This is a genomic window from Clostridium niameyense (genome assembly GCF_001243045.1).
Classification (GTDB): Bacteria; Bacillota; Clostridia; order Clostridiales; family Clostridiaceae; genus Clostridium_F; species Clostridium_F niameyense.
This window is the reverse complement of record NZ_LN849007.1, coordinates 114,973-137,566: the sequence shown is the minus strand read 5'-3', so window position 1 is coordinate 137,566 and position 22,594 is coordinate 114,973. Positions and strand designations below refer to the sequence as shown.

21 protein-coding genes are annotated in these 22,594 nt (G+C 28.7%); all 21 read right to left on the bottom strand.

Features of this window, described 5'->3' with window-relative positions:
* Window positions 1-16 precede the first annotated feature (16 nt).
* Window positions 17-934 carry a UDP-N-acetylmuramate dehydrogenase gene (gene murB, locus BN1711_RS01750; protein WP_050606486.1) on the bottom strand — a complete coding sequence of 306 codons (918 nt, stop codon included), beginning with the start codon at window positions 932-934 and terminating at the stop codon, window positions 17-19.
* 68 nt (window positions 935-1,002) lie between these two features.
* Window positions 1,003-1,734 carry a phosphatase gene (locus tag BN1711_RS01745; RefSeq protein WP_050606485.1) on the bottom strand — a complete coding sequence of 244 codons (732 nt, stop codon included), beginning with the start codon at window positions 1,732-1,734 and terminating at the stop codon, window positions 1,003-1,005.
* 71 nt (window positions 1,735-1,805) lie between these two features.
* Complete coding sequence (uvrC, locus tag BN1711_RS01740) at window positions 1,806-3,674, bottom strand: excinuclease ABC subunit UvrC (protein ID WP_050606484.1); 1,869 nt, start codon at window positions 3,672-3,674, stop codon at window positions 1,806-1,808.
* Window positions 3,675-3,687: 13 nt separating this feature from the next.
* Complete coding sequence (locus BN1711_RS01735) at window positions 3,688-4,296, bottom strand: metal-dependent hydrolase (protein ID WP_050606483.1); 609 nt, start codon at window positions 4,294-4,296, stop codon at window positions 3,688-3,690.
* A gap of 126 nt (window positions 4,297-4,422) precedes the next feature.
* The gene (locus BN1711_RS01730; RefSeq protein ID WP_050606482.1) at window positions 4,423-5,319 is read right to left on the bottom strand and encodes an HD domain-containing protein; all 897 of its coding nucleotides are present in this window, start codon (window positions 5,317-5,319) and stop codon (window positions 4,423-4,425) included.
* A gap of 35 nt (window positions 5,320-5,354) precedes the next feature.
* Window positions 5,355-6,785: a peptidoglycan D,D-transpeptidase FtsI family protein gene (locus BN1711_RS01725; RefSeq protein ID WP_050608415.1), complete on the bottom strand. Its 1,431-nt coding sequence runs from the start codon at window positions 6,783-6,785 to the stop codon at window positions 5,355-5,357.
* A 4-nt stretch (window positions 6,786-6,789) separates the two neighbouring features.
* A complete protein-coding gene (locus BN1711_RS01720) occupies window positions 6,790-7,995 on the bottom strand; it encodes an FtsW/RodA/SpoVE family cell cycle protein (protein WP_050606481.1) in 1,206 nt (401 codons plus the stop codon).
* Between the two features lie 41 nt (window positions 7,996-8,036).
* Entirely contained in the window at window positions 8,037-8,471 is a 435-nt protein-coding gene (locus tag BN1711_RS01715; RefSeq protein WP_050608414.1) for an FHA domain-containing protein, read from the bottom strand.
* Window positions 8,472-8,568: 97 nt separating this feature from the next.
* Window positions 8,569-11,391, bottom strand: a complete 2,823-nt coding sequence (gene uvrA, locus BN1711_RS01710; RefSeq protein WP_050606480.1) for an excinuclease ABC subunit UvrA — start codon at window positions 11,389-11,391, stop codon at window positions 8,569-8,571.
* An 11-nt stretch (window positions 11,392-11,402) separates the two neighbouring features.
* The gene (gene uvrB, locus BN1711_RS01705; RefSeq protein ID WP_050606479.1) at window positions 11,403-13,391 is read right to left on the bottom strand and encodes an excinuclease ABC subunit UvrB; all 1,989 of its coding nucleotides are present in this window, start codon (window positions 13,389-13,391) and stop codon (window positions 11,403-11,405) included.
* 1 nt (window position 13,392) lies between these two features.
* Window positions 13,393-14,688, bottom strand: coding sequence for a PDZ domain-containing protein (locus BN1711_RS01700; RefSeq protein WP_050606478.1), 1,296 nt, complete (start codon window positions 14,686-14,688; stop codon window positions 13,393-13,395).
* A gap of 78 nt (window positions 14,689-14,766) precedes the next feature.
* A complete protein-coding gene (locus BN1711_RS01695) occupies window positions 14,767-15,972 on the bottom strand; it encodes a S41 family peptidase (protein WP_050606477.1) in 1,206 nt (401 codons plus the stop codon).
* 178 nt (window positions 15,973-16,150) lie between these two features.
* Window positions 16,151-17,041: a permease-like cell division protein FtsX gene (gene ftsX, locus BN1711_RS01690; protein ID WP_050606476.1), complete on the bottom strand. Its 891-nt coding sequence runs from the start codon at window positions 17,039-17,041 to the stop codon at window positions 16,151-16,153.
* Window positions 17,031-17,717, bottom strand: coding sequence for a cell division ATP-binding protein FtsE (gene ftsE, locus BN1711_RS01685; RefSeq protein ID WP_050606475.1), 687 nt, complete (start codon window positions 17,715-17,717; stop codon window positions 17,031-17,033). Before ftsE ends, ftsX begins: the two co-directional genes overlap by 11 nt.
* 208 nt (window positions 17,718-17,925) lie before the next feature.
* Window positions 17,926-18,780, bottom strand: a complete 855-nt coding sequence (locus BN1711_RS01680) for a YitT family protein (RefSeq protein WP_050606474.1) — start codon at window positions 18,778-18,780, stop codon at window positions 17,926-17,928.
* Between the two features lie 17 nt (window positions 18,781-18,797).
* Window positions 18,798-19,136, bottom strand: coding sequence for a hypothetical protein (locus BN1711_RS12675; protein ID WP_205598653.1), 339 nt, complete (start codon window positions 19,134-19,136; stop codon window positions 18,798-18,800).
* An 83-nt stretch (window positions 19,137-19,219) separates the two neighbouring features.
* Complete coding sequence (locus tag BN1711_RS01670) at window positions 19,220-20,161, bottom strand: transketolase family protein (RefSeq protein ID WP_050606473.1); 942 nt, start codon at window positions 20,159-20,161, stop codon at window positions 19,220-19,222.
* Entirely contained in the window at window positions 20,161-20,985 is an 825-nt protein-coding gene (locus tag BN1711_RS01665; protein WP_050606472.1) for a transketolase, read from the bottom strand. The genes BN1711_RS01670 and BN1711_RS01665 overlap by 1 nt, the downstream gene beginning before the upstream one ends.
* 190 nt (window positions 20,986-21,175) lie before the next feature.
* The gene (locus BN1711_RS01660; RefSeq protein ID WP_050606471.1) at window positions 21,176-21,526 is read right to left on the bottom strand and encodes a type II toxin-antitoxin system PemK/MazF family toxin; all 351 of its coding nucleotides are present in this window, start codon (window positions 21,524-21,526) and stop codon (window positions 21,176-21,178) included.
* Window positions 21,486-21,803 carry a CopG family ribbon-helix-helix protein gene (locus tag BN1711_RS01655; protein WP_050606470.1) on the bottom strand — a complete coding sequence of 106 codons (318 nt, stop codon included), beginning with the start codon at window positions 21,801-21,803 and terminating at the stop codon, window positions 21,486-21,488. Before BN1711_RS01655 ends, BN1711_RS01660 begins: the two co-directional genes overlap by 41 nt.
* A 116-nt stretch (window positions 21,804-21,919) precedes the next feature.
* Window positions 21,920-22,534, bottom strand: a complete 615-nt coding sequence (locus BN1711_RS01650; protein ID WP_050606469.1) for a germination lipoprotein GerS-related protein — start codon at window positions 22,532-22,534, stop codon at window positions 21,920-21,922.
* Window positions 22,535-22,594 lie beyond the last annotated feature (60 nt).

Genomic DNA, 22,594 nt, shown 5'->3' with positions numbered 1-22,594 from the left:
AGTGAAGAAAAATAATTTATTCTTCCTCACCTATTATTCTAACTTCTGTATGAAGATCAATACCAAACCTTTCTTTTACTTTTTCTTGTACAAACTCTATAAGATTTAGTATATCTTTTGCAGTAGCATTTCCTTTATTTACTATAAAACCTGAGTGTTTCTCAGATACTTGTGCTCCACCTATAGTAACCCCTTTAAGGCCTGTATCATCTATAAGTTTTGCTGCAAAATATCCCTCTGGTCTTTTAAATGTACTTCCCGCTGAAGGATATTCCAATGGTTGTTTTTCTCTTCTTCTTTTATTTAAATCTACTATCCTATTTCTTATCTTATCATATTCACCATTATGTAATCTAAAAGTTACTTCTAATACAATGTATTCATATTTTTGAATAGCACTCATTCTATAATCTAATTCTAATTCTTCTTTAGTCAAAGTTATTATTTCACCATTTTTATCTATAACTTTAGCGCTTTCAATAACTTGAGATATCTCTCCGTTGTAAGCCCCTGCATTCATAGTAACGGCTCCACCAACACTTCCAGGAATACCACAGGCGAATTCAAGTCCTCCTAAATTATGTCTTAAAGCAAAGTTACAAACACTAGTTAGAGCTGTTCCACTATCAACAATTAGTTTGTTTTCTTCTAATCTTATATTTTTTAAACGACAAAATTTTATTACTGCTCCTCTTATTCCAGCATCCTTAACTAATAAATTAGAACCATTACCAATAATATAATAAGGTATGTTATTTTTCTTACACAATACTATACAATCCTTAACTTGCTGAAAATTTGTAGGAAGTATTAAAAAGTCTGCTGGACCACCTACTTTAAATGAAGTATGCTTCTTCATAGGTTCATCTATAAAAATATTATTAATTCCAACTATATTCTCAAAATCTTTACTAAAACTTTTATATTGGTTCATAACACATTCTCCTTGAATATTAGATTACTAATTTAAACACCCTTCTTAGTATAATGTATGCTTAAATGTTAATCAAGGTTTATATTTTTTAACTTTCCTTTTTTCTTTAGATACTTTAATATTTTTTCTTCGTTCGTATTCATTATAAGTTCTTCCGAAAAGCTTATCTCTTTCAACATTTCTTCAGCTTTAGGGAATCTTCCTATTTGAGAACAAAAGTGGGAATCTGTACCTAATATAACATTAACATTATATTTTTTACATAAAGTGGCTACTTTTCTGCAAGTTTTTTCACTGCCTTTTCTTGAAATAAAAGATCCATTATTTATTTCTATCAATACGTTCTTTTCCTTTGCTGTTTTAACTACCTCTTCTTCGTATATTGGAAAAGATGGATTACCAATATGACCTAATATATCTATATATGGATTTTCCATAGCTTTTAGGAGAGCTTTTGTGTTTTCTTCTCGACTACTAGGCTTTATACAAATATCATGAAGACTAGCAATAATAATATCTAATCTTTTCTGTATATAATCTGGTATATCAATCATTCCATTAAAATCTATAATATTTGCCTCACATCCATTCAGCAAAATAACACCTTTTAATTTTCTGGGTATAACTTTAAAATTTCTAAAATACATTAAATCTGGTGCCCCTTGCATACTTGGACCATGTTCTGTGGTTCCTAATACCTTTAATCCAATATTAGAAGCTTCCTGAACATTTTCTAAAAGAGTTGTATATGCATGACCACTTACTATAGTATGTGTGTGGGTATCTACTACGTATTTCATTTTAAAACCTCCATTAATAACTATCTATTAATATATCCAATCTATATCATAAATTTCATTAATATAATTTTTTATTTCGTATTCTTATTAAAAAAATTTATTATGCTACTAGCCGCTCTTTTATCTATAGAAGGAACTTTTAGAAGTTCTTCATAAGTAGCGCTTTTTATATTTTCTATACTTCCTAAGTTCTTCAGAAGTTGCTTTTTTCTAGTTATACCTATATTAGGTATGTCATCTAAAATTGAATGTATAGCAGTTTTATTTCTTAAAGTTCTATGATAGGTTATAGCAAACCTATGTACTTCATCTTGAATTCTAGTTATAAACTTCATTATACTAGAATATTTGTCTAATATAATTTCTTCATTATTGTATATAATTCCCCTTGTTCTATGATTATCATCTTTTACCATACCACATACTGGTATATGTATATTAAACTCATCTAAAACCTCTAAAGCTATATTAATTTGCCCTTTTCCGCCATCCATTAATATTAGGTCTGGAAATACACAAAATCTCCCACCACTTAAAGAAAGATTTCTATCTTGTATAGCTTTAACTTCATCTAAGCCATGTTGGAATCTTCTTATAAGCATTTCCCTCATGCTTTCATAATCATTAGGTCCCTCTACTGTATTTATTTTAAATCTTCTATAATCACTAGGTTTACTTCTTCCATCTTCAAATACTACCATGCTACCAACAGAATCCATTCCTTGCATGTTAGATATATCAAAAGCTTCTATTCTATTAGGTTCATTTTTTAAATTCAAAATATTTTGTAAATCCTTTAAAAGATTATTGTACATTTGTTTATCTTGTAAATATTTTATTTTAAAATTCTCTAAAGTTGTTTTTGCATTTTTCTCTACTAAATCAATAATTTTTTTCTTTTCCCCTTTTTGGGCTATTTTAATATTAACCTTACTATCTTTTTTCATAGTAAGCCATTGTTCTAGCAATTCACATTCATTAATATAAGATGTATATATAGATTTAGGAATAAAAGCTGTGCCACCATAAAATTCTTTTATAAAGTTAGATATTATCTCTCCTTTTTCTAAGTCAAAAGTATTTTCTATAATAAAGTGTTCTCTTCCAATAATCTTGCCATTTCTTAAGAAAAATACTTGTATGCACGTGTCCTTATGGTCACTATATAATGCTATATAATCCTCATTTTGAAAATTATTTAATATAATTTTTTGCTTTTCAGATATCTTATCTATCAAATATAATTTATCTCTTATAGATGCGGCTTTTTCAAACTCTAAGTTTTCAGCTGCTTTTTTCATATCTTTTTTTAATTTATCTACTACATCTAAATGTTTACCTGAAAGCAACTTTATAACATTATCTATAATTTCTCTATATTCTTTCTTACTTATATATCCTACACAAGGAGCTTTACATAAACCTATATGATAATTTAGACAAGGTCTAGTTATTTTTTCTCCTTCCTTTATAACTTTTCTACAATTTCTTATAGGAAATATCTTCTTAATAGTCTCTATTATTTCTCTAACAGAATATCCATCCACATAAGGTCCAAAATATTTATTGCCATCTTTTATTAATTTTCTAGTAGATATTACTCTTGGAAAATCCTCTGTTATAGTAATTTTTATAAAAGGATAATGTTTATCATCCTTTAACAAAATATTATATTTAGGTCTATATTTTTTTATTAGATTACATTCAAGAATTAAAGCCTCCATCTCTGAATCTGTAACTATGTATTCAAATTCACAAATATGACTTACCATAGCTTTAACCTTTTCTGAATGATTTTTTGATTTTTGAAAATACTGTCTTACCCTATTTTTTAAAACTTTAGCTTTTCCGATGTAAATAATTTCTCCTAAAGTATTTTTCATAAGGTAAACACCAGGTTTATCTGGAATATTCTTTAGCTGATATTGAAAATCGAACACATAATCACCCCTACTACTTTGGAAAAATTATAGGTAATTTATATATTGTAAAAAATAAAACACATGTAGTCAATATAGTTTCTATTAATGTACCTAATTTAGAATTAGTTTTATAGGTCAATGGTAATTTAAATTTTTTATTATTAAAAGGATACAATAAAGGTATACCTCTATTGGTTGCCATATCACAAAGTAAATGACTTCCATACCCTATCATACAGTAATATACTATATAATGTATATTATACATATTTCCTATGTATCCTGCCAAAAAAGAAAATAGAATCATCCCCATTAAACTATGGGTTAATCCATTTCTATGAGAAGATATTGCTACTAATAAAAGCATTATACCTAGTGCCTTTATACCAGGCTCCCTTGTATAAAGATAATCATACCATAATACTAATATTCCAGCACAACTATAGAAAGCTAATTTAGAAGTCTTATTTTTAAATAGTAATATATATTTATTAAATATACTTTTGGGATGATCTATATCTGGCAGTAAAGAAGCCACGAATACTATTAATACACCCATGTAACTAAATTTTCCAGGTATTTTGTCATATATAAGGAAGAATGTCGTAACCCCAACTGCCGCATGTGTTTTACCTTTCATAATTATCTCCTTTAAAGCTTTAATTATTGTATATATTATATCATTAAAACACTATTTTTTGAGGATTAATTGCAAATTTCGGCTAAATGCATAAAAAAATAAATCTTGTGATAAACACAAGATTTATTATATCTTATTCTCTATAGCATTTACTATTTGACTATCTATTATGTCAGCTGAATTTAATAATATATCCTCTATAGTTTTAGGCTGAAAATTACCAAATTCTCCATGATGGCATAATATTGAATAACAAATATCATCTAATTCTTCTTCTGATATAATATCTCCTAATTCTTTATTAATTTCTACTATATAGGAAGCTCCCATAACTAAATGATCTAATTTTATATGTTTCCTTTTAATTATGCCATTATATTCATATTCCTTTATTTTCATAATGTCATGAACAATAGCTTTAAGCATTAACCTATCTTTTACTATACAATTTTCAGCACTCATGTAAAAAGGGCTAGTTATATAATTTTCTATTATTCCTTCCATAGTTTTCATAACTCCTATAGTATGAAGAAATAACCCTCCTCTTTTATTACCATGAAACTTTTCTGCAGCTACACCAGTAATAAAAGCTTGCCACCTTTCTTCATTATATCCCATAGCTCCTGTAGCAGCTATAGCTAACTTTCTATACTTTTCCTCTAAATTATTTACTGTTTCATTAAAATAATCAATTAAATGTTGAGGTATACTATATTCTGGTACAAAGTCTGAATAATTCACCTTATCTGAATAAGCTTTAAAAACAGGATTTCTTATCTGAATATTTCCATTAAAAGTAGCTACAATACCATTAACAATTATAGGAGAATTTACTTTTAAAAAATTATTTAGATGGTCATAATGATCCCATACTGGGAAAGCTATACTTCCTGTATTATCTTGTAATATTAATAATATGTATGGATTCCCATCCTTTTTATAATTAGTTTTCTTATCGTTAACTAATGCACTAAACTCTACCATTTGTCCGTTATTATCACTAGTTATCTCAGCAATTTTCATAAAAATATGAATTTCACCTCTATTCCTCTCTAAAACTATTTTTTTAATGATTGACTTATTATATTTGAAGCTATATTAGCTGCAGCTATTCCTCCTTGTCCTCCATTTTCTACAATGACAGCCACAGCAACTTGTGGATTATCATAAGGAGCAAATCCTATGAACCAAGAATGAGCTGCTTCTCCTTTGTTAGTTCCATTATGATCTGCTGTACCTGTTTTACCGCAAACCTGTGCACCATCAACTGCTGCATTTCTGCCCGTACCTTCAGATACAACATCTCTCATAAGATCCTTTACTATATTTGCAGTACTCTTACTAATAACTTCTCCATTGGATTCTTCAGGAATTGTCTTTATTAAATTTCCTTTACTATTTAATACTTCTTTAACCAAATGGGGTCTCATCATAACACCATTATTAGCTACAGTAGATGCAACTAATGCCATTTCCATAGGAGTAGATAACACTGAACTTTGACCTATAGCACTTTGTGCAATACTTCCCTTATCATAAACTCTTAAAGATGGAAACTGACTTTTTTCTAAAGATATACCATCTGTTGGTGTTTCTTTATTAAAATATAGCTTTTCTGCTGTGTCTTTCAACTTTTTATTTCCTAATTCTAATCCTAAACTTCCGAAAACTACATTACTAGAATGTACAAATGCATTTCTAAAACTTATAGTTCCAAAGGATTCTCCATTATAGTTACTTAATGAATAATCTTTACCAATTTGGATACTACCATTATCTTGAAAAGATCTATAATTAATACCTTGAATATTTTCTAATGCACTTATGGCTGTAACAACTTTAAAAGTTGAACCTGGTGGATATAATCCAGATGTAGCTCTGTTAAGTAATGGTATATTTTTATCCTTATTAATATCTTTCCATATTTCTTCTAATTTATTAGGATCATATGATGGCTTAGATACTATAGCTATTACTTCACCAGTTTTAGGATTTAAAGCTACTGCTGCGCCTTTATTATCCCCCAAAGCATCATATGCAACTTTTTGTACATTATAATCTAGTGTAGTTTTCAACCCATGACCTACTTTTTCTTCAGTCTTTCCTTTAGATTTTATAAAATTTATTAAATTGTCTTGTATATCTGTAGACATTAATTCTGAATCATATTTTCTTTCAAGTCCAGTTAATCCATATTTTACACTCATATATCCTAACACATGGGAGAACATAGGTCCACCTGTATATTCTATTTTTTGAAATTCGCTGCTTACTCTTTCACTTTTAGTTAAGGGTTTCATATTTCTATCATAAATGGTACCTCTTAGTACTTCATTTCTTTTCACCCATAACCTTCTGTTATTGGGACTATCCACTATCTTTGGACCTATAGCCATTTCAAAATAAGTTATGTAAGATATAAGACCCATAAAGCAAACTAAAAATACCGTTAATACCTTTTTTATATTACTTGAAATATCTCTCTTCATCATTTTACCTACCCTCTTCTGATATCTTTTGAAGTATCCCTAAAGAAAAGAATATACTTAACATAGAGCTTCCCCCATAACTTATTAAAGGCAAGGTTATACCTGTAAGCGGAATCATATTTATAACTCCTCCTACTATAACTAAAACTTGAGAAGCTATCATAGCACTATATCCTACAGCTAATAACTGAGAAAATTTATCTTCAGCATACACAGCTGCTCTCATTCCCCTATAAAACAAAAGAAAATAAAATATTATAATAGCAAATCCCATTAATATGCCTAGTTCTTCACAAATAACCGCAAAAATAAAATCTGTAGTTTTTACTGGTACATACTCTGGATGACCAAGTCCTAATCCAGAACCTGTAAGACCTCCTGATGCTATAGAGAACATAGATTGAACTATCTGATAACTTTTTCCACTTGCATAAGGCCAAGGATTTTTCCATATCAAAATTCTTGTTCTAACATGATCAAAAAGTTTATAAGATATTCCCCCACCTGCTACAAATAATACTAAACAAGTTATAACGTATTTAAGCTTAGAAGTAGCTATGTATAGCATTGTTACTGAAATACCAAAAAATATTAGTGCAGAACCTAAGTCCTTTTGAAGTACCATAAAACCTAAGCACAACATAACTACTGCTGCAGGTTCTATTAATTTAAGGAAATTATTATCATAGTCTTTTAGTGCTGCAGCTAGATAAGCTACTAAAAATAATTTACCAAACTCCGAAGGCTGAAAAGTAACCCCTGCTATCTTTACCCAGTTTTTAGCACCATATATTTCTTTACCTAATAGTGTACCCATGGCCATAAATATAATAGTAATAATTAGATATATATATCTATGTTTACAAAATCTCTTTAAATCTGGTAGTAACACTACCATTAAAATAAATGTAGTAACCCCTACAGCAAACCAAATTATTTGCTTAATAGACGTACTTGTATCTATTCTATATAACATTACTATCCCAATTACAGATAATATGCTAGAAAAAATAAATATATATTTATCTCCATCAGAGAAAAACTTTCTTATTATAAAATAAGAATATCCAATTAATAAACAGGTTACTGCTGCAATTATCATAGCACCTGTATCAAAAGGTTGTTTTAATATAGCTAAATTTAGAAAACATATTATACATAAAAAATAAGTATGTCTTAAAAGTTTTCTTTCTCCCTTTACAGTATTCATTATATTTCACCATCCTATACAGAGGAATAAGTCCAAAATTATTATCCAATTACCTTAAATGCTGTACCACCTATTTTGATTTTATCTCCTGATGATAGGTAGTATTTACCTTTAATTTTCGTATCATTTACAATAGTTCCATTTGTACTTTGCAGATCCTCTATTATATACTTTTTATTTTTGGCATAAATTCTGGCATGACTTCCTGATACATATGGATCATCTAATACTAACATATTGCTATGTTTTCTTCCTATAGTTATTTCTCCTCTTATAGGTATGACTCCACCTTTTTTGAAGTCAGAATTTTCAATAGTATTTATTACCTCTAAACCAAAAGTCTTTCTTGAGGAAGTTCTTCTTTTAGTTCCACCTTTCATGTCTTTATACATTATCCTTAAAGCTAAGAAAATTATAATATATACTATTCCTATTATTACTATTTTAAAAATTAAACTTAACTTACTCAAATCCATATCTTCACCTTCTTTACCTTCCATATCCAATATACTTAATCTAGACTCTGTATTTAAAAGACTAGCACCAATATTCTATATGCTAGTCCTAAATAAATTATAACACCTTTTTTAAATATTGTCCCGTATAAGAATTGTCAATGCTAGCAATGTGTTCCGGTGTACCTGTATCTATTATATTTCCTCCTTTTTCTCCTCCTTCTGGTCCTAAATCAATTAAGAAATCTGCACATTTTATAACATCTAAGTTATGCTCTATAACTACTACAGTATTCCCTAAATCAGTTAATCTTTGTAGTATTTTTACTAATCTATTTACATCATCTACATGAAGACCAGTAGTTGGTTCATCCAATATATATAAAGTTTTCCCTGTACTTCTTTTTGATAACTCATAAGCTAATTTTATTCTTTGCGCTTCTCCTCCTGATAACTGAGTAGAAGGTTGCCCTAATCTTACATAACTTAACCCTACATCCATAAGTGTTTGTAACTTATTTTTTATACGAGGTATATTTTCAAAAAATTTAACAGCTTCTTCTACAGTCATATTTAAAATTTCTGAAATATTTTTTCCCTTATATTTAACCTCTAAAGTTTCCCTATTATATCTTTTTCCTCCACAAACTTCACAAGGCACATACACATCTGATAAAAACTGCATTTCAATTTTTATAATACCATCACCGTTACAAGCCTCGCATCTTCCACCTTTAACATTAAAACTAAATCTTCCTGGCTTATATCCCTTCATTTTTGCCTCTTTAGTGTTTGCAAAAACTTCTCTTATATAGTCAAAGACTCCTGTATATGTGGCTGGATTAGAACGTGGTGTCCTACCAATTGGACTTTGATCTATATTTATTATTTTATCTACATTCTCTATTCCTTCAATATTTTTGTGTTTTCCTGGATTTTCTTTAACATTATTAAGCTTTTTATGAATTCCTTTATATAGTATTTCATTTACAAGAGTACTTTTACCTGATCCAGAAACTCCTGTAACACAAGTAAATAATCCTATTGGAAACTTAACATTTATATTTTTTAAATTATTTTCTTTAGCACCTTTAATTGTTATATAATTTCCATTACTTTTTCTTCTTGTTGAAGGAATAGCAATTTTTTTCTTTCCACTTAGATATTGTCCTGTTATAGATTTTTCATTATTTATTATATCTTCTACTGTACCCTGAGCTACTATCTCTCCTCCATGTTCTCCAGCTGCAGGTCCTATATCTACTACATAATCTGCTTCTCTTATAGTATCTTCATCATGTTCTACTACAACTAAAGTATTCCCTATATCTCTTAAATCTTTTAGAGTTTTTATAAGTTTATCATTATCTCTTTGGTGAAGTCCTATGCTAGGCTCATCTAGTATGTACAATACTCCTACCAAACTTGAACCTATTTGAGTTGCCAATCTTATTCTTTGAGATTCCCCTCCCGATAATGTAGATGCATTTCTAGATAAAGTAAGGTAATCTAATCCTACATCCATTAAGAACTTCAATCTACTTCTAATCTCTTTTAATATCTGATCGCTTATTATTTTATCTTTTTCTGACAAAGATAATGATTCTAAAAAATTAATTTCTTTTTTTATAGGCATATTACAAAATTCAAATATATTTTTTTCACCTATTGTAATAGATAAAGCTTCTTTATGAAGACGAGCTCCTTTACATTTTGGACATGGATTATCACTCATATAATTTTCTATATCTTTCTTAATATAATCTGAATTAGTTTCCAAATACCTTCTTTTTAGATTATTTATTATTCCCTCAAAAGCATGATTAAACTCCATGTCTTTATCTTCTTTTTTATATTTAACTTTTATCTTTTCACCTTTTGTTCCATATAAAAGAATATCTACAATATCTTTATCTAATTTTTCTATAGGTATATCCAACTCAAATTTATATTTTTTTGATAGAGCTTTTAATATACTAAAAGTCCAAGAGTCTTCCCTCAAACTACCACTACCTAAAGGTACTATAGCTCCTCCTACTATGCTTTTGCTTTTATCTGGTATTATTAAATCCTCATCAATTTCTAATAAAGTTCCCAACCCGTCACAAGCAGCACATTTTCCATAAGGAGAGTTAAATGAGAACATTCTTGGTGCTATTTCTCCTATACTTATGCCACAATGTGGACAAGAAAACTTTTCACTAAATAGTATATCTTCTTTCCCTATAATATTTATTATAACTATTCCTTCTGATAATTTCAGTGCAGTTTCTATAGAATCTGTTAACCTGGCTTCTATACCTTCTTTTACTATAATTCTGTCTACTACTGCCTCTATAGTATGGTTTTTATTTTTTTCTAATTTTATATCTTCTTCCTCTAAATCTATGATTTCTCCATCTATTCTTGCTCTTACAAAACCATTTTTCAATATGTTATCTAATACTTTTATATGCTCTCCTTTTCTTCCTCTTATTACAGGAGCTAATATTTGAATTTTTGTTCTTTCTTCTAAAGACATTATCCTATCTACCATTTGATCTACAGTTTGTTGAGTTATTTTATTACCACATTTAGGACAGTGAGGTATTCCTACTTTAGAATATAATAATCTTAAATAGTCATAAATTTCCGTAACTGTTCCTACTGTAGAACGTGGATTTCTACTAGTAGTTTTTTGATCTATGGATATAGCTGGAGATAATCCTTCTATATATTCTACTTCTGGTTTATTCATTTGTCCTAAAAATTGTCTTGCATAAGCAGATAAGGATTCAACATATCTTCTTTGACCTTCTGCATATAAAGTATCAAAAGCCAAAGAAGATTTACCGGAACCCGAAAGTCCTGTGAAAACTATATACTTATCTCTTGGTAATTCTAAACTTACGTCTTTTAAGTTATGAACTTTTGCGCCTTTTATTATAATTTTATCTTTCATAATTGCACCCCTTAAGTTTCCCTTACTTTATCTTTTTTTAATTTATATATCATGTCTCTAAGTTGTGCTGCCTTCTCAAACTGTAATTCTTTTGATGCTTCCTTCATTTGTTTTTCATATTGTTCTATTAATTTATCTATATTATTATTATTAACCTCTAAAGCTTCTTCTAAGCTATCATATTGTGTTTTCTCTTCTGCTATATCACTTATTTTTATTACATCTCTTATTTCTTTTATAATAGTTTTAGGGATTATTCCATGAGCTTTATTATATTCCATTTGAATATTTCTTCTTCTATTTGTCTCATCTATAGTTTTTTTCATGGATTTAGTTATAGTATCTGCATACATAATAACTTTACTTTCGGAATTTCTTGCAGCTCTTCCTACAGTTTGAATTAATGATGTTTCTGACCTTAAAAACCCTTCTTTGTCTGCATCTAATATAGCTACTAATGCTACTTCAGGTATATCCAATCCTTCTCTTAAAAGGTTTATTCCAACTAAAACATCAAACTCTCTTGCTCTAAGATCGTGAATTATTTTCATTCTTTCAATAGTATCAATATCAGAATGTAAATAACGAGTTTTTACTCCTATATCTTTTAAATAGTCTGTTAAGTCTTCTGCCATTTTTTTAGTTAATGTAGTTACCAATATCCTAAATCCATTACTTATAGTTTTCTGTATATTACTATATAAATCATCTATTTGACTCTTTATAGGTTTTACAATTATTTCAGGATCTAAAAGCCCCGTAGGCCTTATTACTTGTTCAGCTATATTATTTGAATGTTCTAATTCATATTTAGCTGGAGTAGCACTTACAAATACTACTTGATTTAGCTTTTCTTCAAATTCTCCAAAGGTAAGAGGTCTATTATCATAAGCACAAGGAAGCCTAAATCCATAGTTTACCAATGAATCTTTTCTTGATTTATCACCTGCCTGCATTGCTCTAACCTGTGGCAATGTTACATGACTTTCATCTATAAACAATAAAAAATCATCAGGAAAGTAATCAATTAAAGTTTGTGGTGGTGTACCTTTGGCTCTTCCATCCAATATACGAGAGTAGTTTTCTATACCTGTACAATACCCTACTTCCCTCATCATCTCTATATCAAAATTTGTTCTTTGTTTTAATCTTTGTGCTTCTAAAATTCTGTCATTGTCCGCTAGCTCTTTTACCCTTTCTTCTAGTTCCTCTTCTATCTTTTTTATAGCTATTTCTATTCTTTCCTTTGATGTAGCAAAGTGTGATGCGGGAAATATAGCTACATGTTTTAACTTTCCTATAATATCACCTGTTAAAACATCAAATTCTTTTATTTTTTCTATTTCGTCACCGAAAAATTCTATTCTTATAGCCTTATTACTAGACCCTGCTGGGAATATGTCTAACACATCACCCTTCACTCTAAAAGTTCCCCTAACAAAGTTTACATCATTTCTTTCATATTGTATTTCTACAAGTTTTTTAATTATTTCATCTCTGTCCTTTTCCATTCCCTCTCTAAGGGATATAGTTAATTTCTTATATTCTTCTGGATTTCCTAATCCATATATACATGAAACTGAGGAAACTATTATAACATCTTTTCTCTCAAATAAAGCCGCAGTAGCTGAGTGTCTTAGTTTATCTATTTCATCATTTATAGAAGCGTCCTTCTCTATGTAAGTATCTGTTTGTGCAACATATGCTTCTGGTTGATAATAATCATAGTAAGACACAAAATATTCTACTGCACTATTGGGGAAAAACTCCCTAAACTCAGAACATAATTGAGCCGCCAAAGTTTTATTATGTGCCAATACTAGAGTAGGTTTTTGTACTTTTTCTATAATATTTGCCATAGTAAATGTCTTTCCAGAACCTGTAACACCTATTAAAGTCTGAAATTTATTCTTATTATTTATACCCTCTGATATACTTTCTATGGCCTTAGGTTGATCTCCTGTAGGCTTGAATTTAGAAACCACTTTAAATTCACCCATATTATTCATCCTTATCTTTATTTTTAATTTTATCTAATATCTCCTTAAATTTTTTATCGTTTACTCCTATAACTGTAGATTGTTCTGGAACTGCCCTAGGTACAAATACAATACCTAGTTTGTCATAAGAGTTTATCCTTCCATGAGTTACTGTCTTTAATATTCCCATTCCACTTTTTATCTTAAAAGTTATATGACCATACATTTCTTCTATAGACTTGACTATGTCCTCTTCATTATTTATAGATTTATCATTTACTTCTAATAATAAATCTCCACTTTTTATTCCCATTCTATTTGCTACTGAATCCTTAGCTACATCTAAAACCATAATCCCTTCCTCCGTACTTACGTACTTGGGTTTTCCTTTAGCCTCCAAGTATTTTTGTATAATTATAACCCCTTCATGTCCTATTGGAGCAAATATTAAAACAAATACCTTAAAGAAAATATTTCTAAAGGCCAATTGAGAAAATATAAATAAAAGTAAACTATAAAATACTATAAGAAGACCAGAATTAATAACCTTTTGCCTTCTAGCTTTAGTAAATGTAACACCATTATATCCTACAACTCCGTAAAAAGGCAGAAGAGTTATAATTGCAGTAGCTAAAATTGATTTAGAAAAAGAAGTCCCAAGTATAGGCCACCAACGAGGCATAGTTTGTTTTAATACTAAGAAATTAGATGCTGTTTCAGGGTTCATCATAATAAATAAAGCTATAGGTAATATCCAATACCTTTGAAATGCAAACCCACCTATTATCTTATTTTCCCTTTTAGTAAATACAGGAATATATCCTCTATTACCATCAATCATAACTAGTATTCCCTCCACAAAATGAAGTATAGATATCATAGCCATTAATGATGGTATATCTATCTTTAAAACATCTAATACAGGTAGATTCAATGTTTTTGACAAAAGAGACATAATTAAACTAGTAATTCCTAATGCTGCCCCTGAATAAGAAAAACATATAAATCTAGGATTAAAAAACATAAAAATTAAAGATACTATAAAAATTAAATCTATAGAAGAATCTTCACTAAAAAATATGCCCAGATATGACATTATTAAGCTAGCTAAAACTCCCCCAAAAATCCCCATAACTATTTGAGATATGGTTAATTCTAAAGGGGTATTAACTTTTTGACCAATTATCATTTTTTGCATAATACAAGTTCTTCTATTTTTTCTATATAAAAATAACGCTACTAAAAACAATATTATTGCAAAATATGGTTCAACTAAAGCATAAGCTACTGTTCTTAAAGTATGCAGTAATATGTTCATTAAAATGATTTCCCCTCTCCATAATCATGGTTTAGTCAGAAAAAATCTGACTAAACCCTAAAATATAAAACAAAAATACTATTTGATTTTATCTTCGGCCATTTCTAAAGCTTTTTTAAATTGAGGATCTAACTTTCTATCATACGGTTTTTTTCTTAATTCATCTGGATACTTTATGTCTACATCTGGTTTAATACCTATATGATGTATGTTTACTCCTTTTGGTGTATAATATTTAGAAATTGTTACTTTAAGCGCTGTTCCATCTCCTGTTTCTAGTAAAGTTTGAACTACTCCTTTTCCAAAAGTTTTCTCACCTACAGCTGTTGCTAAGTTATAATCTTTTATAGCTCCTAAAAATACTTCTGAAGCACTAGCGCTTCCGCCATCTACAAGTACAGTTAATGGTATTTCTCCATAATTTCCACCTTTTGATTTATACTCTTTTTTATTCCCGTATTTATCTACTGTGGAAACTACAACTTTGCCCTTAGGTATAAAATTTGAAGCCATTTTTATACATTCATTTAGTACTCCCCCTGGATTTCCTCTTAAATCTATAATTAATGATTTCATACCTTTAGATTTTAAAGTATCCAACGCAGCTTTAAAATTATCTGAAGTTTTTTCATCAAACATAGAAACCTGAATATAACCTATATTATTGCCTATCATTTCCTCTTTAACAGTAGGTATATTTATTTTCTTTCTTTTTAATTTTACAGTATATTGACCTTTATCTTTTCTAAACAATTGAAGATTTACATCTGTTGCTTCTTTACCCTTCATTAATGTTATAGCTTTATCTATCTCTTTACCAGATACACTAGTACCATTAACCTTTTGTATTTCATCCTTAGGTAAAATTCCTGCTTCTTTTGCAGGAGATCCGTCAAATACTGAAACTACCATTATTTTATCTTCCTTAGCTTGTAGCTGAATTCCTACACCACTATAATTCCCTTCAGTTTGATCATTAAACTCTTTGTATTCCTTTGCACTCATAAATACAGTATATGGATCTTTAAGTGCTGCCGTCATCCCTTTTACTGCACCCTCTACCATATCATTTTCATTTATTTTTCCATCGTAGTATTTATATATCTGATTCCTAATTAAGAATACCCTTTGATACTTTACTATATCTTCATACTGTTTTGCACCAATTATAACCTTACCTTTAGGTAAGTATAACGGTATAAAATTACTTAATAAAAATGTACAAATGTTAGTTACTATTAGAACAACTACAGTCCACCATATCCACTTTTTCTTTTCTTTCAAATTATCCACCTCTTTAAATATGTTAATGTAAATACTATTATAAATATAATACATTAAGAAGTAATATAAAACAAAATTTCCTTATAAAATTAACATGCACAGTTTATAAGAAAATATTATACAAGTTTTTCTTAAACTGTGCATGCTTTTATTCTTAATTTTTACTAATGTACAATAATTATACTTGCAAAAACTTTCTTATAGATAATATACTTCCTATTGCTCCTATTACTATTCCGCCTAATATAAATATCCATAATATATTTGTCAAAACAAAATTTGGAGCTAATAATTTCATAAAGAATAGTCCTGCTGTTGCTTTATTATAAGCTAATTTATATAAGTAATAAAGTACTGCTATAGAAATTATTGAGCCTAATATACCTATAATCACACCCTCAAATATAAATGGCCATCTAATAAACCAATCTGTTGCTCCTATATATTTCATTATTCCTATTTCTCTTCTTCTTGAATAAACAGTTATCTTTATAGTATTGCCTATAAGGAATAAAGAAACTCCTATTAAAACTAAGAATAGCGCTACTCCTATCCATTTCATTGTTGTAGTTATTCTAGTTATCTTATCTACAATTTCTCTACCGTCTTTTATTTCATCTATACCCTTCATACCCTTAATATTCTTTACTACAGTGGAAACTATCTCTGGCCTTCCTACTTTAACAATATAAGAATTTGGTAATGGATTTTCCTTATCTAATCCTTGAACTAAAGATTTATTTTCTTCTCCCAATTGACCTTTAAACTTTTGTAGTGCATCGTTTTTAGTTTCATATGTAATTTTTTCTACACCACTTATAGAACTTATTTTTTCTTTTAATTCTTTATCTTGATCACGAGTTATATCATTTTTCAACACAATTCTAACTTCAACTTTAGATTCTACATCTTTAATAAGCTCTTTTACATTCATCATAGATAAAATAAATATACCAAAAATAAATAAAGTTGCTGCTACTGTAGCTGCTGATGCGGTGCTTAGTGTTTTATGTCTTTTAAGTCCTTTTAAAGAATCAACAACAAAATATTTAACAGTACTAATCTTCATATATATAAACACCTCTTTCTTTGTCACTTACTATGACACCTTTTTCTATGGCAATAACCCTTTTTCTCATTTTATTTACAATATCCTTTGCATGAGTAGCCATAACTATTGTTGTACCTGCATGGTTTATATCATTTAAAATATCCATTATTCCAAGAGATGTCTCTGGATCAAGATTTCCTGTAGGCTCGTCCGCAATTAATATGGAAGGGTTGTTTACTATAGCTCTTGCTAAAGATATTCTTTGTTGTTCTCCTCCTGATAACTCATGTGGAAAAGCTTTATATTTATTTGATAAACCAACTAGAGATAAAACAATTGGAACCTTCTTTTTTATTTCTCTAGGGCTAGCTTCTATAGTTCTCATTGCAAAAGCTACATTTTCATATACATTTAATGAAGGTATAAGCCTATAATCTTGGAAAACTACTCCTATCTTTCTTCTATAGTAAGGCACTTCTTTTCTCTTTAAGGAAGTAATTTCTGTGTCATCTACTATAATTTTCCCAGAAGTTGGGTCTACTTCCTTTAATAAAAGTTTTATAAAAGTAGATTTACCTGCTCCACTAGGTCCAACTAAAAATACGAATTCTCCCTTGTCTATATTTATATTTATATCTGATAGTGCATATTTATTTCCGTTATATACTTTATTTACATTCTTAAATTCAATCATCTATATCTCTCCTTATTTCGAGCTTTTTATTTACCTATAGTTATATAAAATTAACTATCAACATTATATCATAATAAAAGTAAAATTTAAAAATTAAATTATTGTAAAATGTAAAAAAAACTCCCTATTATAAAACCATTACAAAATAATTTACCTTATTTTGTCAGTTTCATATATAGAGAGTTTCCTTTATTGTTTAATTTAAGATTTAAGCTTCTTCTATAATATCCTTAAATCCTTCTCCTAATACTTCATGAGCATCATTTACTGAAATGAAAGCTTTATTATCTATTTCCTTTATATATGTTTTTAGTTTTATAAATTCTTTTCTATTTATTACCGTATATAATATATAACTAGGATCCTTTGTATAAACCCCTACTCCATGGAAAACTGTACATCCTCTGTTTAGTTCACTTATTATAAATTTGCTTATTTCTTCATGTTTCTTACTTATTATAATAATTTGCTTGGACATATTTAATCCTTCTATAACTGAATCTATTACAAATCCATTGATTATTACACATAAAAGAGAATACATACCTCTTTCTATTCCAAAATAAGCTGCTGCTGAAATAGTAACTAAAAGATCTACTGTTAATAATGCTTTTCCAATATCTATGTGGAAAAATTTATTAATTATTTTAGCTATTATATCAGTTCCACCTGTAGAAGCATTTTGATTAAATACAATTCCCATTCCTACTGCGGATATTAAAGTTCCAAATATAGATGTTAGTAATAAATCATTAGTTATTGGTATTGGATTAGGATTGATTTTCTCCAAAACCCATATGATACCTGCAAGGGTAAAACCTGAATATATAGTTTTTGCTCCAAATTTATTTCCTATAAAAATAAATGCTATTATATATAAGAATATCTCCATTATGATCATAATAAATCCTTTAGGTATTGCTGGGAAAAGAGCATTAATAATTATAGCTATACCTGTAGTTCCACCTGCTGCTATATCATTAGGTGCAAAGAAAAATTGTATAGCTATAGCTACCAAAATCACTCCTAATGTTATAAAAAAATACTCCTTAAATTTCTTCAATAGAATGCACCTCCAAATTAATATAAAATTATAGTTTCAACTAAATAAGATAATATTAAAGAGAACACACTCATAAACAATATTACAAAAGATAAATTTAATTTATTAAAATAATTTTTCCATTGATTTTCATAGTTAAGTGGTTTTAGCAAATCTTGCTTAGTAAAAGATATACCTGCTATAGCCATACCAAAAATTGATATATACTGTACAATCCGACAACCCCATAATAGTATAGAAGTAAAAGTTTTTGGGTGTAGTATAACCCCTATTAATATTCCTAAAACAAACCCTATTATAAATAATAAAATTGATAGTTTTAATGATTTTAAAATATCTTTTACATAGTCCCCCATAATACCATCTTCCTTTAATCCCTAAAAGTTATAAAAGGGAAGGTGAGATAGCACCAACCCTTTTAAAGATTAAACTTAAATTATTACTTAAGCTTTAGTCCTCTCTTTACAGCTTCTATAATATTTTCTGCTGTTAATCCATAAGCTTTTAATAATTCATCAGGTTTTCCGCTTTCTCCAAATGTATCTTTTATTCCTACTCTTAATACAGGCACTGGAGAAGTTTCACTTACTGTCTCACATACAGCTGAACCTAGTCCACCTATAATATTGTGTTCTTCTGCTGTAATTATTAATCCTGTATCTTTAGCAGCTTTTGTAATTATTTCTCTATCAAAAGGCTTAATAGTATGTATATTTATAACTGCTACATTTATTCCCTCTTTAGCTAAAAGTTCTGATGCTTGTAAAGCTTCATTCACCATTATTCCTGTGGCTACTATAGTGGCATCCTTTCCTTCTTTTAATTGAACACCTTTACCAAGTTCAAATTTATATTCCTTATTATCATTTATAACTGGTACCCCAGATCTTCCTAATCTCACGTAACAAGGTCCATTATATTCTGCTATAGCTCTTATTGCTGCTTCTGTTTCTACAGCATCACTTGGACAAACCACTGTCATATTAGGTATGCTTCTCATTAAAGAAATATCTTCAACGGATTGGTGTGATGCACCATCTTCTCCTACTGTGATTCCTGCATGAGTTGCACAAACTTTAACATTTAATTTAGGATAACAAATAGAATTTCTTATTTGTTCAAAAGCTCTTCCTGTAGCAAACATAGCAAAAGTACTAGCAAAAGGAATTTTATTACAAGTTGATAATCCTGCTGCAACTCCCATCATATTAGCTTCAGCTATACCCATATTTATAAATCTTTCTGGGCAAACCTTCTTAAATTCTGCTGTCTTAGTAGATTTAGAAAGATCCGCGTCTAAAACTACTATTTTAGGGTTTTCACTTGCTAATTTTGCTAATGTTTTTCCGTACGCTTCTCTTGTTGCTATTTTATTGCTCATTAGTTTTCACCTCCTATTTCAACAACGGCCTTTTCAAATTCTTCTGTGCTAGGAGCTTTTCCATGCCAGCCTACTTGATTCTCCATAAAAGATACACCTTTACCTTTTACTGTTTTACATATAATAATAGTTGGTTTTTCTTTTACAGATTTAGCCTTATCTATAGCTTCTAAAATTTCTTCAAAGTTATGACCATCTATTTCTATAACATTCCATCCAAAAGCTAAGTATTTATCAGCTATTGGAACCGCTGACATAACTTCAGTGCATGGACCATCTATTTGTAATCCATTATAATCAACAAATGCTGTTAAATTATCTAATTTATAATGAGCTGCTGCCATTGCTGCTTCCCATACTTGACCTTCTTCAAGCTCTCCGTCTCCTAAAAGAGCATATACTCTATAATTACTTTTATCTAACTTTCCTGCTAAAGCCATACCTACTGCTGCAGAAATACCTTGACCTAAAGATCCTGTAGACATATCTACTCCTGGAACATCATTCATGTTTGGGTGTCCTTGAAGCATTGAGCCTAACTTTCTTAATGTCTTTAACTCATCTACACTAAAAAATCCTCTTCTAGCTAAAGCACTATATAATACTGGTGCTGCATGACCTTTTGATAAAACAAACCTATCTCTTCCTAAATCTCTAGGATTTTTAGGATCTACGTTCATCTCATTAAAATATAAGGTAGTTAATATCTCTACTGCAGATAAAGAACCACCTGGATGACCTGAACCTGATTCAGTTAACATATAGACTATATCTTTTCTAATTTGTTTAGCTATTTCTTTTAGCTGTACTACGTTTTTTTCCATACTTTTACCTCCAAGTACTTTTTAAATTACCCATCCTTACTATATTATTTTAACATAAAAATATGTTTTTATATATACATTAAAAGCATATAGTATACATTTTATTAAAGTTAATCGCATTTTTTTATCATAAATATCAATAATTCTATAATATTTACATCATAAAAACTTAGGATAAGAGGAAAACCCCTTATCCCAAAGCTATACTTACTAAAAGTGCACTATTAACCTTTTCCATATCTTCATCAGACATATGTCCTATTTTTTCCTTTAATCTTCTTTTATCTAATGTTCTTATTTGTTCAAGTAATACTACTGAATCTTTATTTAATCCATATTCCTCTGAAGATATTTCAACGTGCGTAGGCAACTTAGCCTTATTTATCTGTGAAGTAATAGCTGCTACTATTACTGTGGGACTGTACTTATTACCAATATCATTTTGAATAATAATAACTGGTCTTACTCCCCCCTGTTCTGATCCTACTACAGGACTTAAATCAGCATAAAATATATCTCCTCTTTTTACTATATTTGTCATCTGGAAAATCACTCTCCGAAAGCTTCTGCTCATATTCTATTAAATCTTCTACATCTTCCATAAATCCTGCTTCTGAATAACTCCTATTTATTTCCCCCATATCTATATATCCTTTTTTCATTTGTTCTAGTTGGTTTAATTTTTTTCTTTCCTTTATATATAATATTATAGCTTCCCTAAAAAATTCACTACTTTTTTTAGAATCTTGTTTTAAAGCCTCATCAAATTCGTTATATAGTGTTTGAGATATATTTATAACTACTTTTTTTGCTGCCATATATTAATTAATACCTCCTAATTTCACCTTAGAATATATATATATAATTATACATGCGAAATTTTAAAAAGCATAAATGTAATTCATTGAAACTTCTTATAATTTATGTATAATATCTAAAATTTACTAGGTTCAAATATACTACTACCATCATCACTGTTAGGTACAAAATTTTTATAATTAACAGTAACCCTTATACGATTTTTTTTATCATATATTACAAGTTTTGTAGGTATATTATCTTTTTTATTTACAAACAGATCTGCTTTCTCATAATTTCTATTGTTGCCTGGTATAATAAGTGATATAACTTCGTAATTAATATCATTTACTGTACGTATATCTACCTTTATTTCCTCATTAGTATATAAAAGATTTATATATTCTCCTATAAAAGTTAATTTATAAAGTTTATCAAATTCTCTATCTGTATTATATTTTACTCCATTTACCAAATCTTTAACAAATATTTTATTTTTCTTATATAACAAAATTCTATCCTTATTTATTTCAAATCTATAACCTAAATCTTTATTGTAAAATTGTTTTCCTTTGAATTTGATATTTTGTTTATCATTTTTTATTTGTATTTCTACATTACATCTATAACTATCTAAATTTTTTAAAAAATCTATACTTTCACCATAACTTCCCTCTTTATTAAAATGTATAAATAGAAAAACAGATAGTGTTACTGCTATAATTGAACATATTAAAATTAACTTTTTCATGCAAGGCCCTCCAAATAAATTCTCTTTTAATTCATTAATAATATTATTCTTAATAATCTT

Bases quoted from the DNA above. Each gene is read 5' to 3' on its own strand.
- murB (WP_050606486.1), bottom strand. From the start codon at position 934: ATGAACCAATATAAAAGTTTTAGTAAAGATTTTGAGAATATAGTTGGA.
- BN1711_RS01745 (WP_050606485.1), bottom strand. From the start codon at position 1,734: ATGAAATACGTAGTAGATACCCACACACATACTATAGTAAGTGGTCAT.
- BN1711_RS01735 (WP_050606483.1), bottom strand. From the start codon at position 4,296: ATGAAAGGTAAAACACATGCGGCAGTTGGGGTTACGACATTCTTCCTT.
- BN1711_RS01730 (WP_050606482.1), bottom strand. From the start codon at position 5,319: ATGAAAATTGCTGAGATAACTAGTGATAATAACGGACAAATGGTAGAG.
- BN1711_RS01725 (WP_050608415.1), bottom strand. From the start codon at position 6,785: ATGAAGAGAGATATTTCAAGTAATATAAAAAAGGTATTAACGGTATTT.
- BN1711_RS01720 (WP_050606481.1), bottom strand. From the start codon at position 7,995: ATGAATACTGTAAAGGGAGAAAGAAAACTTTTAAGACATACTTATTTT.
- BN1711_RS01715 (WP_050608414.1), bottom strand. From the start codon at position 8,471: ATGGATTTGAGTAAGTTAAGTTTAATTTTTAAAATAGTAATAATAGGA.
- uvrA (WP_050606480.1), bottom strand. From the start codon at position 11,391: ATGAAAGATAAAATTATAATAAAAGGCGCAAAAGTTCATAACTTAAAA.
- uvrB (WP_050606479.1), bottom strand. From the start codon at position 13,391: ATGGGTGAATTTAAAGTGGTTTCTAAATTCAAGCCTACAGGAGATCAA.
- BN1711_RS01700 (WP_050606478.1), bottom strand. From the start codon at position 14,688: ATGAACATATTACTGCATACTTTAAGAACAGTAGCTTATGCTTTAGTT.
- ftsX (WP_050606476.1), bottom strand. From the start codon at position 17,041: ATGAAGATTAGTACTGTTAAATATTTTGTTGTTGATTCTTTAAAAGGA.
- ftsE (WP_050606475.1), bottom strand. From the start codon at position 17,717: ATGATTGAATTTAAGAATGTAAATAAAGTATATAACGGAAATAAATAT.
- BN1711_RS12675 (WP_205598653.1), bottom strand. From the start codon at position 19,136: ATGGGGGACTATGTAAAAGATATTTTAAAATCATTAAAACTATCAATT.
- BN1711_RS01670 (WP_050606473.1), bottom strand. From the start codon at position 20,161: ATGAGCAATAAAATAGCAACAAGAGAAGCGTACGGAAAAACATTAGCA.
- BN1711_RS01665 (WP_050606472.1), bottom strand. From the start codon at position 20,985: ATGGAAAAAAACGTAGTACAGCTAAAAGAAATAGCTAAACAAATTAGA.
- BN1711_RS01660 (WP_050606471.1), bottom strand. From the start codon at position 21,526: ATGACAAATATAGTAAAAAGAGGAGATATATTTTATGCTGATTTAAGT.
- BN1711_RS01655 (WP_050606470.1), bottom strand. From the start codon at position 21,803: ATGGCAGCAAAAAAAGTAGTTATAAATATATCTCAAACACTATATAAC.
- BN1711_RS01650 (WP_050606469.1), bottom strand. From the start codon at position 22,534: ATGAAAAAGTTAATTTTAATATGTTCAATTATAGCAGTAACACTATCT.